This window comes from Phenylobacterium zucineum HLK1 (assembly GCF_000017265.1).
GTDB classification, from domain to species: domain Bacteria; phylum Pseudomonadota; class Alphaproteobacteria; order Caulobacterales; family Caulobacteraceae; genus Phenylobacterium; species Phenylobacterium zucineum.
Window position 1 is genome coordinate 791,737 of sequence record NC_011144.1, and the last position, 13,164, is coordinate 804,900.

Below are 13,164 nucleotides of genomic sequence, written 5' to 3' on the forward strand. Positions count from 1 at the left end.
CGTTTCCGACATCCGCGTTGACAGGTGGGGTTACAGGCGTAATCTCAACCGCATGCTGCGGATTTCGCCAGCCGAGAGCCAGATCATGGCCGCCCTCTGGGAGGAGGGGCCTCTGACGGCCGACGAGCTGGTGCGCAAGGTCGGCCAGCCCCAGGACTGGGGCGAGGCGACCGTCAAGACGCTGATCAACCGGCTGATGAAGAAGAAGGCGCTGGTCTCGGAGAAGTCCGAGGGCCGCACGCGCTACCGCCCGCTGGTCTCGCGCGAAGCCTATGTGACCTCCGAGAGCCAGGGGCTGCTGGACCGCCTGTTCTCCGGCCAGGTGGCGCCGCTGGTGGCCCACTTCGCCGAGCACCGGGCGCTGTCGCCCGAGGACGTCGCCCGGCTGAAGCGCCTGATCGCGGAGCTGGACGATGGCGACTGACCTGCTGGAGGCCCTGGCCCGCGCCAACCTGGCGGGCTCGCTGGTGCTCATCCTCGTCATGCTGCTGCGGGTCCCCGCGCGCCGGCTGTTCGGCGCCGAGGCGGCCTACATGCTCTGGGCGGCGCCGGTCGGCGCGGCCCTGCTCAGCCTCGCCCCCTGGCCCTTCGGCAATCCCTGGCCCGGCGCCGAGCGGATGACGCTCCGGCCGCTGGTCGAGGCCGCCGCGGGCCTGGACGCCCTCGCCGCCGTCTGGGCCGTGGGCGCGGCCGTGGGCGTGGCGCTCGCGTGGCGGGCGCAGGCGGCGTTCGAGCGCGACGCCCGCGCCGGGCGCGCCGGCCCCGCGGTCTCGGGTTTCATCAGCCCCCGGGTGATCATGCCCGCCGCCGACCCGTACTCCGACGAGGAGCGGGTGCTGATCCGGGCGCACGAGCGCGAGCACGTGCGCCGGGGCGATCCCAAGGCGAACGCCCTGGCCGCCGCCCTGCAGGTGGTGTTCTGGTTCAACCCGCTGGCGCACGCCGGCGCGCGGACGATGCGGATCGACCAGGAGCTGGCCTGCGACGCGGCCACCCTGCGCCGCTTCCCGAAGGCCCGCCGGACCTACGCCGAGGCGCTGCTGAAGACCGAGCTCGCCCGCGGCGCCCTGCCGTTCGGCTGCCGCTGGCCCGCCGCCGGGGCCCATCCGCTGGAGGTGCGCCTGGCCGCGCTGAAGGGGGGACCGCGCCATGACCTGATGGGCGCCTGGACCGCGATCGTCCTGACCCTCGCCGCCAGCACCCTGACCTGGGCGGCCAAGCCCCCGGTGCCCGAGCCGCCGGACAGGCCGCCGCCGGCCGACGACCAGCCCGCCATGTCGGTGATGCTGATCAGCGTTCCGGCCCCTGCGCCGACTCGTTAAGGGAAGCGGCGGGACGTCGCGAACACGCGCGAAACGAATCATGTCCGAATCACTGACTCGGGCCGATTCAGTCTTTGTTCCCTACGAGATATGGTGGCTGACTCGCGCCTGAGGCACAACGGCGGAGCCCGCCGGCGCGGCAATTGGGGGCGGTGCGCCCGGCTCGCCTTGACGGGCGGCGGCGCCTTCCTCTATATCGCCCGCTCCTCGCGCGGACGGTCTCGTCCGCACGTCCCTGTTTCCTCGCGAAGGTACTTTCGCCATGTCGCGTCGCTGCGAAATCACCGGTGTTGGCCCGATGGTCGGCCACAACGTGAGCCACTCGAACATCAAGACCAAGCGCCGGTTCATGCCGAACCTGACCAAGGTGACCGTGCTGTCGGACGCCCTGGGCCAGAACGTGACCCTGCGGGTCACGAACGCGGCGCTGCGCACGGTCGACGCCAAGGGCGGCCTGGACGCCGTCCTGCTGAAGGCCCGTGACGAGGTCCTCTCGCCGCGCGCCCTGAAGATCAAGCGCCAGATCAAGGCCAAGCTTGCCGAGCAACCGGCGGCCTAAGGGCCCGACACGACTGTCGTTCCGGAAAGGCCGCCCCTCGGGGCGGCCTTTTCATTTCCAGTCGTAGGCGAGCAGCAGGGTGCGCTGGCCGGTGGGCCGGCCGTCGTAGAAGCCGAAGTTGTCGTCCGAGACGAGATAGAACCGCACCCCGCCGCCGGGCCGCGGAACGGCCGCCAGCCCCTCCAGATTGTCCACGGTCAGCGGGCGGCGGATCTCGAGCGAATCCACGGTCCGGCCCGCGGCGTCCGTCAGGCGCAGCCGCACCACGTTGCCGGTCAGCGGCGAGAAGCTGCGGAAGAGGTAGGCGCGGCCGCCGCCGGGCAGGGCGTCCATCGCCACCAGCTCCGAGCCCTCCAGCGCCACCCGTCCGTCGGGGACGCAGGCGGCCGAGAGCCGGCAGAGGAAGAGCTCGCCCGTGGCCTCCAGGCCCACCCGGTAGGCGTCGGCGGCGACCTCGGGCGCGGCGATGGCCGCCTCCATGCCCTTGTTGTCGCGATAGGCGGTCTGCGGCGGGGGCGCGGGGCGGGGCGGGCCGCCGCCCGGCGGGAAGGCCAGGACCCGGTCGTGCTGCTCGAAGGCGACCACCAGGGTCCCGTCCGCCAGCACCGCGAACGCCTCGGAATCGTATTCCCTGGGGCCGCCGGCGAAGAGGTCGGCGCCCGCCGGGTCCTTCAGGGCGGAGAGCTGGGCGTCGGCGAGGCCCGCCAGGCTGCCCTCGGCGTCGAGGACGATCCGGGCCCGCAGCAGGTCGGCCTGATCGCCGAGCGCGGCGAGCCGGCCGTCGGGCGTGACCTTCAGGTCCGAGAGCCCGCCCAGGCGCGAGGTCTGGGCCGAGGACAGCACGAGCCCGCCGGCGTAGACGAAGTTGCCGATCCGGCTGCGATCGGGCGCGGTGGGATCCATCGGCACGGGCTGGGCCTCGATGGCGATGGCCGCGCCCACGGGGACCGGCGCCGGCGGCAGGCGCGGCGGCGCGGCGGGAACGCAGGCCGCCAGGAGGAGAGCGAGGCCCGCCCCCAGGGCGCGCCTCAAGCGGTGGCCCTCCGCACTTCCTTGAACGTGGACCGGCGCTGCGGCCCCTGCGGGCCCTGGGTGTTCGGCGGCGGCTGCAGCAGGCCCGCGGTCTTGCGGGTCATCAGCCGGGGCTCCTCCTCGAACAGCTCGGCGAGCTGCTCGACCATGGCGCCGGCCAGCTGCTCGACGTCCACGATGGTGACGGCGCGGCGGTAGTAGCGGGTCACGTCGTGGCCGATGCCGATGGCGATGAGCTGCACCGGGCTCTTGGTCTCGATCTCGGTGATCACCTCGCGCAGGTGCCGCTCGAGGTAGTGGCCCGAGTTCACCGACAGGGTGGAATCGTCCACCGGCGCGCCGTCCGAGATCACCACCAGGATGCGCCGCTGCTCGGGCCGGCCGATCAGGCGCTGGTGCGCCCACATCAGGGCCTCGCCGTCGATGTTCTCCTTCAGCAGCCCCTCGCGCATCATCAGGCCGAGGTTGCGGCGGGCGCGCCGCCATGGCGCGTCGGCGGCCTTGTAGATGATGTGACGGAGGTCGTTCAGCCGGCCGGGCTGCGGCGGCTTGCCGGCCTTCAGCCAGTCCTCGCGGCTGGAGCCGCCCTTCCAGGCCCGTGTGGTGAAGCCGAGGATCTCGGTCTTCACGCCGCAGCGCTCCAGCGTGCGGGCCAGGATGTCGGCGCAGACCGCCGCCACCATGATCGGCCGCCCGCGCATCGAGCCGGAATTGTCGATCAGGATGGTGACCACCGTGTCGCGGAACTCGGTGTCCTCCTCCTGCTTGAAGGAGAGCGGCGCGGTGGGGTCGATGATCACCCGCGTCAGCCGCGCGACGTCGAGGACCCCTTCCTCCAGGTCGAAGGTCCAGGAGCGGTTCTGCTGGGCCAGCAGCTTGCGCTGCAGGCGGTTCGCCAGGCGCGAGACCACGTTGGAGACAGAGGCGAGCTGCTGGTCGAGGTAGGCCCGCAGCCGGGTCAGCTCCTCGGCGTCGCACAGCTCCTCGGCGGCGACGATCTCGTCGTGGGCGGTGGTGAAGACCTTGTAGGTGACGGCCCGGGCGTCGCCCGAGGCGTCGGGACGCGCCGGCTGGTCGCCTTCGCCCATCTCGGGCGGCTCCTCGGCGTCCTCGGCGTTGGGGTCCTCCTCGGCCTCCATCAGCTGGCTGTCGGCGTCGTCGGCCTCGCGGTGCGTGGACTCGTCCTCGTCCATCGCGGTCTGCTGCGGCGACTGGCTCTCGCCTTCGCCCTCGTCCTGGTCCTCGGAGGGCTGGGCCTCGCCCTCCTCCTCGCCTTCCTCCTCCTGCTGGTCCTGCTCGGGCGCGTCCGACAGGTCCTCGCCCATGGAGAGGTCGCGGATGATGGTGCGGGCGATGCGGGCGAACGCGTTCTGGTCGTCCAGCGCCCCGGTCAGCTTGTCGAGGTCGGCCCCGGCCTTGGCCTCGATGTCGGCGCGGAACAGGTCGACCAGCGGCTTGGCCGTTGGCGGCGGCGGCTCGCCGGTCAGGCGCTCGCGCGCCATCAGGGCCACCACCTCGGCGAGCGGCGGATTGGCCACCGCCTCGGCCTCGTTGAACAGCCGGCGCGACCAGGCCTGGTCCATCACGGCCTTCAGGTTCTCGCGCACCCCGCCCATGGCGTTGGCGCCGATCGCCTCGATGCGCGCCTGCTCCAGGCTGTCGTAGATCGGCTGGCCCTGGGCCGACTGCGGCCGCGACCGGGCGTGGGTGGCGGCGTCGTGGTGGGCGATCTTCAGGGCCATCTGGTCGGCCAGGCCGCGGATGCGGGCGGCGTCCTGGGGCGTCAGGTCCCGCGGCGGATGCGGCAGGACGGCCCGGTTGCCCGACAGCTGCGGGCCCTCGCCCGAATAGACGATCTCCAGGTCCGGGGTCTCGGCCAGCGAGCGGGCGGCGTGCGCCAGCGCACGCTTGAAGGGCTCGAGGGGGCTTTCCGGGTTCTTCGCCATCGCGTCCGTCTTAGATCAGGGCTGACCCGACGGGAAACAAGGAAGTGGCGTGCGAGGGGCCGGGGAAACTGGAACCCTCACGGCCAAGCCGGGTTGATGTGGCGAGCCCGCTTGGTGGCTCAGGTCAGAGGAGAGGACGCCATGCTGAAATGGGCTCTGATCTTCGCGGTCGTCGCCATCGTGGCGGCGGCGCTGGGCTTCGGCGGCATCGCCGGCGCTGCGGCGGGCATCGCGAAGTTCCTGTTCTTCCTGTTCGTGGCCGGCTTCGTGATCTTCCTCGTGCTGGGCCTGATGGCCGGGCGCAAGTTGACGCGCTAGCGACGCGACACGTTCCGAAGACGGCGCGCCCGCCCTCCGGCCGGAGGGCGGGCGCTTCGCGTTAGCGGGCCTTGGCCAGGTAGGCCTTGGACTGCTGACCGACGACGTCCACCAGGTTGCCCATGGCGATGTTCACGTCGATCAGGTGCAGGCCCCAGTCGGCCAGGACCTGCCCGCCGTTGACCACGTCGCCGTTGATCACGTCGGTGCGCGGATCGGCCGGATCGGCGTGGATCTTCGCCGAGAGGTAGTTGAAGCCGTCCTTCGATACGCACTCGCCGGTGATCAGGCCAGGCAGGGCCACGAAGGGCGTTTCTGGGTTGGACTTGCCCTTCACCCACTCGGGCGTCGGCTGGGAGGCGGCGGCGATGTTGGCGTTGTTCGACAGATAGGCCTTCAGCTCGCCCGTGCCGCCGCCCAGGGCGGCGGGGTTGGTGCAGGCGGCTTCCATGCCCGGCTGCGGGACCTTGCCGAAGCGGCTGCCGGCGGGCGGCGGGGCGTCCGCGCGGAAGGTCACGAAGCTGATCGCGCAGCCGGTCTGGCTCGCCGACTTGCAGAGCGGGATGGTCTTGAACTGGCCGACGTCCTTGCCGGCCTCGACCGGCAGGTTCGAGCCCAGGATCAGCGCCGAGACGAGCTGCTTCTGGACGGGCTTGCCCTCGACCTCGGCGGGGATCATCCGCTGGAGCACGCCCGAGCCCTGCGAATGGCCGATCAGCACGACGCCGCGGCCCTTGTTCTCGTGCGTCAGGTAGTGGTTCCAGGCGTCCACCACGTCCTGGTAGCCGACCTGGCGGGCGGAGGGATCGGTGGAGCCCGGCAAGGGCTGGCCCAGCATCATCGAGCGCAGGGCCGCCAGGGTGAACTGCCGGTACATCGGCGCATAGATGCGGCACTTCGAACCGAAGCGGGCGAGCTGCTGCTTCACGACGTTGAGCTCGGCGGGGTCGGCCTTCAGGTCCGAGGTCACGCCCGGATCGGTCGAGACCGTCGGATAGACGTAGAAGCAGTCGATGGGGGCCTTCGGATCGGCCTTGAAGGTCTCGATGGTGCTCGACCCGTCCGCCTTGATCACCGTCGTGGTCAGGTCCACCGCGCAGGCGTCGTTCGCCTTGCCGGGGAAGCACAGCCAGTTGGCCTTGTCGGCGTAGTCGGTGCGGGCCGGCTCGGCGGCCTGAGCGGCCTGAGCGGTCTGGGCCTGCGCCGCGCCTGCGGCCAGCAGCCCCATGCCAAGCGCGGCGGCGCTCGCAAGCGTCCTGATCATCGGAAGTCCTCCCCGGTCGTTTTTCGAAAACCGGGTTTGATGATGGCGGCGCGGAGGGCCGCCGTCCAGCGGCCTTAGGCCACCCGCACCCGGGCGGTGCTTTCCGGCAGGTCCTGGCCGAAGGCGCGCTGGAAGAACTCGGCGACGGTGCCGCGCTCCAGCTCGTCGCACTTGTTCAGGAAGGTCATGCGGAAGGCCAGGGCGATGTCGCCGCCGAAGATCTCGGCGTTCTGGGCCCAGGTGATCACCGTACGCGGGCTCATGACCGTCGAGATGTCGCCGTTCATGAAGGCGTTCCGGGTCATGTCGGCCACGCGCACCATGGCCGCGATGGTCCGCTTGCCCTCGGGCGTGTCGTAGGCGGGCGCCTTGGCCAGCACGATGGCCGCCTCGACGTCGTGGCTCAGGTAGTTGAGCGTGGTGACGATGGACCAGCGGTCCATCTGCGCCTGATTGATCTGCTGGGTGCCGTGGTAGAGGCCGGTGGTGTCGCCCAGGCCGATGGTGTTGGTCGTCGAGAACAGCCGGAAGTAGGGGTTCGAGCGGATCACCCGGTTCTGGTCGAGCAGGGTGAGCTTGCCCGCGGCCTCCAGCACCCGCTGGATCACGAACATCACGTCCGGCCGGCCGGCGTCGTACTCGTCGAACACCAGGGCGATGGGCCGCTGAATGGCCCAGGGCAGGATGCCCTCGCGGAACTCGGTGACCTGCTTGCCTTCCTTCAGGACGATGGCGTCCTTGCCGACCAGGTCGATCCGGCTGATGTGGCTGTCGAGGTTGACCCGGATCATCGGCCAGTTGAGCCGCGCGGCCACCTGCTCGATGTGGGTGGACTTGCCGGTGCCGTGATAGCCCTGGACCATGACGCGGCGATCGAAGGCGAAGCCCGCCAGGATCGCTCGGGTGGTCTCGGGGTCGAACTTGTAGGCCGGATCGACGTCGGGGACGTGCGGGTCGCGCTCGGAGAACGCGGGGACCTTCATGTCGAAGTCCACGCCGAAGGTCTCGCGGGCGTCGACCTCCTTGTCCGGGACCAGGGAGATCAGCTTGTCTTCGGTGGTGTCGAAAGCGGCCATGGCGGGTCCGGATTACAGGCTTGCCGGGGCGGAAGCAAACGGGTGTTTCTAGAGCAGGCGCGCCCGCGAAGAGGCGCCGACGCAAACGGGAGGAACGACGACATGGACGCCAACGAAGCGGTCATCCGCGACTTCATCGAAGCCTGGTCGCGCCTCGATCCCGAGGAACTGGCCGGCTTCTTCGCCGAGGACGGCGTCTATCACAACATGCCCACGGGCCCCGTGAAGGGCCGCGAGCAGGTGAAGGCCTTCATCGCGGGCTTCGTCCGCGGCTGGACGGCGACCGAATGGGACCTCCTGAACATCGTCGCGCGGGGCGATGTGGTGATCGCCGAGCGCCTGGACCGGACGAAGGTCGGCGAGACGCCCATCGACCTGCCCTGCTGCGGCGTATTTGAGATGGAGGGCGGCAAGATCAAGGTCTGGCGCGACTACTTCGACCTCTCCACCTACATCAAGGCGCTGCAGCCCCCGACCGCGGGAGCGGCGGCATGACCGCCGCCGTGCGCGAGATCGAGGTCCGGCCGCAGCCGACCGGCTTCGGGGCCGAGGTGCGCGGGCTCGACCTGTCGAGGCCCCTGCCGCCGGGCGTGCTCGAGCAGGTGAAGGCCGCCTGGGCCCGGCACGCGGTCCTGGCCTTTCCCAACCAGCCGCTGAGCCTGGACGCGCTCGAGGCCTTCACCCTGCAGATCGGGCCGTTCGGCGAGGATCCCTTCATCAAGCCGATGCCGGGCCATCCGAACGTGCTGGAGTTGCGCCGCGAGCCGGACGAGAAGGCGACCAACTTCGGGGCCGGCTGGCATTCGGACTGGAGCTTCCAGGCGCGCCCGCCGGCCGCCACCATCCTGCGCTCGGAGATCGTGCCCCCGGTCGGCGGCGACACGCTCTTCTGCGACGGGGCGCGGGCCTACGAGGCGCTTTCGCCGACCTTCCAGCGGATGCTGGAGGGCCTGCGCGCGGTCCACTCGGCGACCCGCGCCTATGGGACCAAGGGCGTCTTCGCCCGCGAGACCGAGAAGCGGACGATGGAGATCATCGTCTCGCCCGAGGCGGACGCGAGCCTGACCCATCCGCTGGTCCGCACCCATCCGGTGACCGGCCGCAAGGCGCTCTACGTTTCGCCGGTCTACACGACAGGGATCGAGGGGCTGACGGTCGAGGAGAGCCAGGCGATCCTGGGCTTCCTGTTCGCGCACATGACCAAGGAGGCGTTCGTCTACCGCCACAAATGGCGGCCGGGCATGGTGCTGATGTGGGACAACCGCTGCACCGCCCACTTCGCCGAAGGCGGCTACGACGGCCACCTGCGGGTGATGCACCGCACCACGGTGGCCGGCGAGGTTCCGGTCTGAACGCCGTCCACATCATGGCGAGCGGCCATCCGGAGACGCAGGCCTGGAGGGGTTCGCGCGGACCGCCGCCCTTCCTCCAAGTGACGGTGCATCTGGATGGCCGGGACAGGCCCGGCCATGACGAGGACGTCAGTCCGCGTGCCGCACCTTGGTGGGGACGAGGCCGGCGAGGCTCAGGATCGCGGCGGCGGCCAGGTAGAAGCCGACCGGAAAGAGCCCGCCGCGGTCCGCCAGGATCTGGGCGACCATGGGCGCCATGCCCCCGCCGATGATGCCGCCGATGTTGAAGGCGATCGACGCGCCGGTGTAGCGCACGCGCGGCGGGAACAGGCTGGGCAGGTAGGCCCCGAGCGGGCCGTAGACGAAGCCCATCGCCAGCAGCGCCAGCGACAGCCACAGCCAGATCAAGAACAGCGAGCCCGAGCCCATCAGGGCGCCCATCAGCGCGCCGATCAAGATGGTCATGACGCAGCCGGCCATCAGCACCCGGCGCGGGTTGGCCGCGTCCGACCACCAGCCGGCGGCCACGATCCCGCCGGCGAGGAACAGGATGGCGACGAGCTGCACCCCCAGGAACGCCTCGCGGCTGTAGCCCAGGGTCGTGGTGCCGTAGCCGAGCGCGAACGCCGTCGCGAGGTAGAAGATGGCGAAGCAGGCCACCACCGCGAAGGTGCCGCCCACCAGCGCCCCGGCGTGGCGGCGGAACACCTCGGCCATCGGCACATGCGCCGGCGGCGCCTCGGCCAGCGCCTTCTGGAACGCCGGGGTCTCGGTGAGCTTCAGCCGCACCCACAGGCCCAGGATCACCAGCACCGCGCTCAAGAGGAACGGCAGGCGCCAGCCCCAGGCGCGGAAGTCCTCGGGGCTGAGGAACAGGCCCAGCAGCAGGAACAGGCCGTTGGCGGCGATGAAGCCCACCGGCGCCCCGAGCTGGGGGAACATGCCGAAGCGGGCGCGCCAGCCGGGCGGGGCGTTCTCCACCGCCAGCAGCGCGGCCCCGCCCCACTCGCCGCCCAGGCCGAAGCCCTGGCCGAACCGCAGCAGGCACAGCAGCGCAGGGGCCACCCAGCCGACCATGGCGTAGGTCGGCAGGAAGGCGATCAGCAGGGTCGAGCCGCCCATGGTCAGCAGCGAGGCCACCAGGGTGGACTTGCGCCCGATCCGGTCGCCGAAGTGGCCGAAGAACGCCGCCCCCACCGGCCGGGCGAAGAACGCCACGGCGAAGGTGGCGTAGGCGCTCATCAGCTGCGCCGAAGGGGATTCGCCGGGAAAGAACAGCGGCCCGAACACCAGCGAGGCGGCCGTGGCGTAGATGTAGAAGTCGTAGAACTCGACCGCCGTGCCGACCAGGCTGGCCGTCAGCACGCGCCGCGTCTCAGGCCCGCCCACGCCGGCTTCGGATGCGCTCATTCCAGGCTCCCCCTCTGGGCCCCGCATCGCGCCCCGGGGGCCGGCGGTCAAGCCGCATGGCGTTCGGCGCGGCGTTCGGCTACCCCAGCGTCATGAGCGCGCAGATCGATCCCTTCTACGCCATCTCCATCAGCGGCCTGGCCCAGAAGCTGAAGGCCGAGGGCCGCCAGGTCATCCACATGGAGTTCGGCCAGCCCTCCACCGGCGCCCCCAAGGCCGCCATCGCCCGCGCCCATGAGGTGCTGGACACCGAGGCCATGGGCTACTGGGAAAGCGCGCCGCTGAAGGCGCGCATCTGCCGCCACTACGCCGAGACCTACGGCGTGACGGTCGAGCCGGTCCAGATCACCCTGACCTGCGGCGCCTCGCCGGCCCTGGTGCTGGCGCTGTCCTCGACGTTCAAGCCGGGCGACGTGATCGCCATGGCCCGCCCGGGCTACGTCGCCTACCGCAACACGGTGAAGGCGCTGCACATGGTCCCGCTCGAGATCGCCTGCGGGGCCGAGACGCGCTACCAGCTCACCGCCGAGCTGCTGGCCGGTCTCGACCCGGCCCCGGCCGGGGTGATCCTGGCCAGCCCCGCCAACCCCACCGGCACCGTGATCCCGGGCGACGAGCTCGCCCGCATCGCCGAGGTGTGCCGGGCGCGCGGCATCCGCATCGTCTCGGACGAGATCTACCACGGCCTCAGCTACGCCGAGCCGACCCGTTCGATGCTGGAGTTCGAGCCCACCGCCATCGTCGTGAACAGCTTCTCGAAGTACTTCAGCATGGCCGGCTGGCGCCTGGGCTGGCTGCTGGTCCCGCGCGACGAGGCCGCCCGCGCCATCGCCTACATGGGCGCCCTGTTCCTGACCGCGCCGGCGCTGGCCCAGCACGCCGGCCTGGTGGCGATGGACTGCCGCGACGAGCTGGAGGGCCACGTCGCCACCTACCGCAGGAACCGCGAGCTCCTGCTGGAGGCCCTGCCGGCCCTCGGCCTGCAGAAGATCGCCCCGCCGGACGGCGCCTTCTACATCTGGGCCGACGTCGGCGCCCTGACCGACGACAGCCTGGCGTTCTGCAAGCGCCTGCTGCAGGACACGGGCGTGGCTACCGCGCCCGGCATCGACTTCGATCCCGTGGAAGGCCGCCGGTTCATCCGCATGAGCTTCGCCGTCTCCACGCCGGAGATCGAGGAGGCGATCCGCCGGATGATCCCCTGGTTCGCCGAACGGCGGGGCGCGGCGGCGGCCTGATCCCGGGAGCAGAGACCCCGGATCGCGCCTTGATTTCGGTCAAGCTTGGCTGTGGCGCATGGCCGCAGCGGGCGGCAAGGCGGCGTTAACGGACGGCCGGCTCTTAAGACCTCACAACAAGTGGGGTTTATGCTCGTGAGTGACGCGTACGCGATCGGCCAGCGCCTGGATTTCATCGGCTTGGATGCGGAGACGCGCGCCGCGCTGGCCCGGCTTCAGCCGTTCATCGGCGAGCACATCGGCCCGGCGCTCGATGCGTTCTACACGCGGGTGAAGGCGACGCCCGAGGTCCGCCGCTTCTTCCGCGACGACAGCCACATCGCCGGCGCGCACGCCCGCCAGGGCGACCACTGGCGGATCATCGCGAGCGGCAAGTTCGACGAAAGCTATGTGCGCGGCGTCCGCACCATCGGCGAGACCCACGCCCGCATCGGCCTGGAGCCGCGCTGGTACATCGCCGGCTACGCCCTGATCCTCGAGCGCCTGCTGCGGGACCTCATCGACGAGCGCTGGGGCCGCCGCGGCCTTCTGGCGGGCCGTCGGGGGGCGGAAGAGACCGGCGCCGCGGCCGGGGCCCTGGTGAAGGCCGTCCTGCTCGACATGGACTTCGCCATCTCGATCTACCTGGAGACCCTCGAGGCCGAGCGCCGGCGGCTGGAAGCCGAGCGCGAGGCGGCCCAACAGCGGCAGGCCGAGATGGTGGCGGCGCTGGAGGCGGCGCTGGCCCGCGTGTCGCGCGGCGACCTTCGCGCCCGCATCGAGGCGTCCGCCCCCGAGTTCGAGACGGTCAGCGCCGACTTCAACTCCGCAATCTCGGCGCTGGAGCAGGCGGTGGCCGGGGCGGCCGCGGCGGCGTCCGGCGTCTCGCAAGGCGTGGCGCAGATCGGCGGCGCCGCCGACCAGCTCTCGCAGCGCACCGAGCAGCAGGCCGCCAGCCTGGAGGAGACCGCCGCGGCGCTGGAGGAGATCACCGTCGCCGTCCGCCGCAGCGCCGAGGGCGCCCAGGAGGCTGCCCGCTTCGTCGCCGCCGCCAAGGGCGAGGCCGACGAGTCCGCCCAGGTCGTGCGCCAGGCCGTGGCCGCCATGGACGAGATCGACGGCTCGTCGCGCAAGATCGGCCAGATCATCGGGGTGATCGACGAGATCGCCTTCCAGACCAACCTGCTGGCCCTGAACGCCGGGGTCGAGGCCGCCCGCGCCGGCGACGCCGGCCGCGGCTTCGCCGTCGTCGCCTCGGAGGTGCGGGCCCTGGCCCAGCGCTCGGCCGACGCCGCCAAGGAGATCGAGGGGCTGATCGGGGAGTCCACCCGTCAGGTGAAGACCGGCGTGCAGCTGGTCGGCCGCACGGGCGAGGCGCTGGCCGCCATCGTCGAGCGCATCGGCTCCATCGACCGGCTGGTGGGCGAGACCGCCGCCTCGGCCCAGGAGCAGGCCCGCGGCCTCAACGAGGTGAACGTGGCCGTCGCCCAGATGGACCAGATCACCCAGCAGAACGCCGCCATGGTCGACGAGACCACGGCCGCCACCCGGGCCCTGCACGCCCAGGTGGACGATCTGGCCGGGACGATGGGCTCCTTCACCGTGGCCGGCGCCGACCCGAGGGCGCGGCTGCGGGCGGTCGCCTAGATCCGGCGCCTAGATCCGGCG

Annotated in this window: 13 protein-coding genes; 8 read left to right on the forward strand and 5 right to left on the reverse strand. The window is 71.4% G+C overall.

Translation table 11 applies throughout. The features are described from left to right. Positions 1-55 precede the first annotated feature (55 nt). From PHZ_RS03925 to rpmB, 3 genes are all read left to right on the forward strand, one after another. Positions 56-424: a BlaI/MecI/CopY family transcriptional regulator gene (locus PHZ_RS03925; RefSeq protein WP_041373874.1), complete on the forward strand. Its 369-nt coding sequence runs from the start codon at positions 56-58 to the stop codon at positions 422-424. Further along, positions 414-1,322 carry a M56 family metallopeptidase gene (locus tag PHZ_RS03930; RefSeq protein WP_012521283.1) on the forward strand — a complete coding sequence of 303 codons (909 nt, stop codon included), beginning with the start codon at positions 414-416 and terminating at the stop codon, positions 1,320-1,322. The genes PHZ_RS03925 and PHZ_RS03930 overlap by 11 nt, the downstream gene beginning before the upstream one ends. Positions 1,323-1,584: 262 nt before the next feature. Next, entirely contained in the window at positions 1,585-1,881 is a 297-nt protein-coding gene (rpmB, locus tag PHZ_RS03935; protein WP_012521284.1) for a 50S ribosomal protein L28, read from the forward strand. 51 nt (positions 1,882-1,932) lie between these two features. On the opposite strand, the gene PHZ_RS03940 is transcribed toward rpmB, so the two are convergent. Further along, complete coding sequence (locus tag PHZ_RS03940) at positions 1,933-2,913, reverse strand: esterase-like activity of phytase family protein (RefSeq protein ID WP_012521285.1); 981 nt, start codon at positions 2,911-2,913, stop codon at positions 1,933-1,935. After that, on the reverse strand, positions 2,910-4,859 hold the full coding sequence (gene cobT, locus PHZ_RS03945; RefSeq protein WP_012521286.1) for a cobaltochelatase subunit CobT: 1,950 nt from the start codon (positions 4,857-4,859) through the stop codon (positions 2,910-2,912). The genes PHZ_RS03940 and cobT overlap by 4 nt, the downstream gene beginning before the upstream one ends. Positions 4,860-5,000: 141 nt before the next feature. Between cobT and PHZ_RS22030 the strand changes: the two genes are divergently transcribed. Beyond that, on the forward strand, positions 5,001-5,177 hold the full coding sequence (locus tag PHZ_RS22030; protein WP_012521287.1) for a DUF1328 family protein: 177 nt from the start codon (positions 5,001-5,003) through the stop codon (positions 5,175-5,177). Positions 5,178-5,238: 61 nt separating this feature from the next. On the opposite strand, the gene PHZ_RS03955 is transcribed toward PHZ_RS22030, so the two are convergent. Both PHZ_RS03955 and cobS read right to left on the reverse strand, forming a co-directional pair. Continuing rightward, positions 5,239-6,441: a DUF3089 domain-containing protein gene (locus PHZ_RS03955; protein WP_012521288.1), complete on the reverse strand. Its 1,203-nt coding sequence runs from the start codon at positions 6,439-6,441 to the stop codon at positions 5,239-5,241. A gap of 74 nt (positions 6,442-6,515) precedes the next feature. Then, on the reverse strand, positions 6,516-7,517 hold the full coding sequence (gene cobS / locus PHZ_RS03960; RefSeq protein WP_012521289.1) for a cobaltochelatase subunit CobS: 1,002 nt from the start codon (positions 7,515-7,517) through the stop codon (positions 6,516-6,518). A 102-nt stretch (positions 7,518-7,619) separates the two neighbouring features. Here cobS and PHZ_RS03965 point away from each other — a divergent pair, with 102 nt between their 5' ends. Beyond that, complete coding sequence (locus PHZ_RS03965; RefSeq protein ID WP_041373124.1) at positions 7,620-8,012, forward strand: SgcJ/EcaC family oxidoreductase; 393 nt, start codon at positions 7,620-7,622, stop codon at positions 8,010-8,012. After that, positions 8,009-8,869: a TauD/TfdA dioxygenase family protein gene (locus tag PHZ_RS03970; protein ID WP_012521291.1), complete on the forward strand. Its 861-nt coding sequence runs from the start codon at positions 8,009-8,011 to the stop codon at positions 8,867-8,869. Before PHZ_RS03965 ends, PHZ_RS03970 begins: the two co-directional genes overlap by 4 nt. A 129-nt stretch (positions 8,870-8,998) precedes the next feature. Here PHZ_RS03970 and PHZ_RS03975 read toward each other — a convergent pair whose 3' ends face one another. After that, positions 8,999-10,279: an MFS transporter gene (locus tag PHZ_RS03975; protein WP_012521292.1), complete on the reverse strand. Its 1,281-nt coding sequence runs from the start codon at positions 10,277-10,279 to the stop codon at positions 8,999-9,001. Positions 10,280-10,371: 92 nt separating this feature from the next. Between PHZ_RS03975 and PHZ_RS03980 the strand changes: the two genes are divergently transcribed. Together PHZ_RS03980 and PHZ_RS03985 are read left to right on the forward strand one after the other, a co-directional pair. Further along, positions 10,372-11,517, forward strand: coding sequence for an aminotransferase class I/II-fold pyridoxal phosphate-dependent enzyme (locus PHZ_RS03980; protein ID WP_012521293.1), 1,146 nt, complete (start codon positions 10,372-10,374; stop codon positions 11,515-11,517). 129 nt (positions 11,518-11,646) lie between these two features. Next, positions 11,647-13,143: a globin-coupled sensor protein gene (locus PHZ_RS03985; RefSeq protein ID WP_012521294.1), complete on the forward strand. Its 1,497-nt coding sequence runs from the start codon at positions 11,647-11,649 to the stop codon at positions 13,141-13,143. Positions 13,144-13,164 lie beyond the last annotated feature (21 nt).

Coding starts and splice junctions, on each gene's coding strand:
- PHZ_RS03930 (WP_012521283.1), top strand. CDS start 414: ATGGCGACTGACCTGCTGGAGGCCCTGGCCCGCGCCAACCTGGCGGGC.
- rpmB (WP_012521284.1), top strand. CDS start 1,585: ATGTCGCGTCGCTGCGAAATCACCGGTGTTGGCCCGATGGTCGGCCAC.
- cobT (WP_012521286.1), bottom strand. CDS start 4,859: ATGGCGAAGAACCCGGAAAGCCCCCTCGAGCCCTTCAAGCGTGCGCTG.
- PHZ_RS22030 (WP_012521287.1), top strand. CDS start 5,001: ATGCTGAAATGGGCTCTGATCTTCGCGGTCGTCGCCATCGTGGCGGCG.
- PHZ_RS03955 (WP_012521288.1), bottom strand. CDS start 6,441: ATGATCAGGACGCTTGCGAGCGCCGCCGCGCTTGGCATGGGGCTGCTG.
- cobS (WP_012521289.1), bottom strand. CDS start 7,517: ATGGCCGCTTTCGACACCACCGAAGACAAGCTGATCTCCCTGGTCCCG.
- PHZ_RS03965 (WP_041373124.1), top strand. CDS start 7,620: ATGGACGCCAACGAAGCGGTCATCCGCGACTTCATCGAAGCCTGGTCG.
- PHZ_RS03970 (WP_012521291.1), top strand. CDS start 8,009: ATGACCGCCGCCGTGCGCGAGATCGAGGTCCGGCCGCAGCCGACCGGC.
- PHZ_RS03975 (WP_012521292.1), bottom strand. CDS start 10,279: ATGAGCGCATCCGAAGCCGGCGTGGGCGGGCCTGAGACGCGGCGCGTG.
- PHZ_RS03980 (WP_012521293.1), top strand. CDS start 10,372: ATGAGCGCGCAGATCGATCCCTTCTACGCCATCTCCATCAGCGGCCTG.
- PHZ_RS03985 (WP_012521294.1), top strand. CDS start 11,647: ATGCTCGTGAGTGACGCGTACGCGATCGGCCAGCGCCTGGATTTCATC.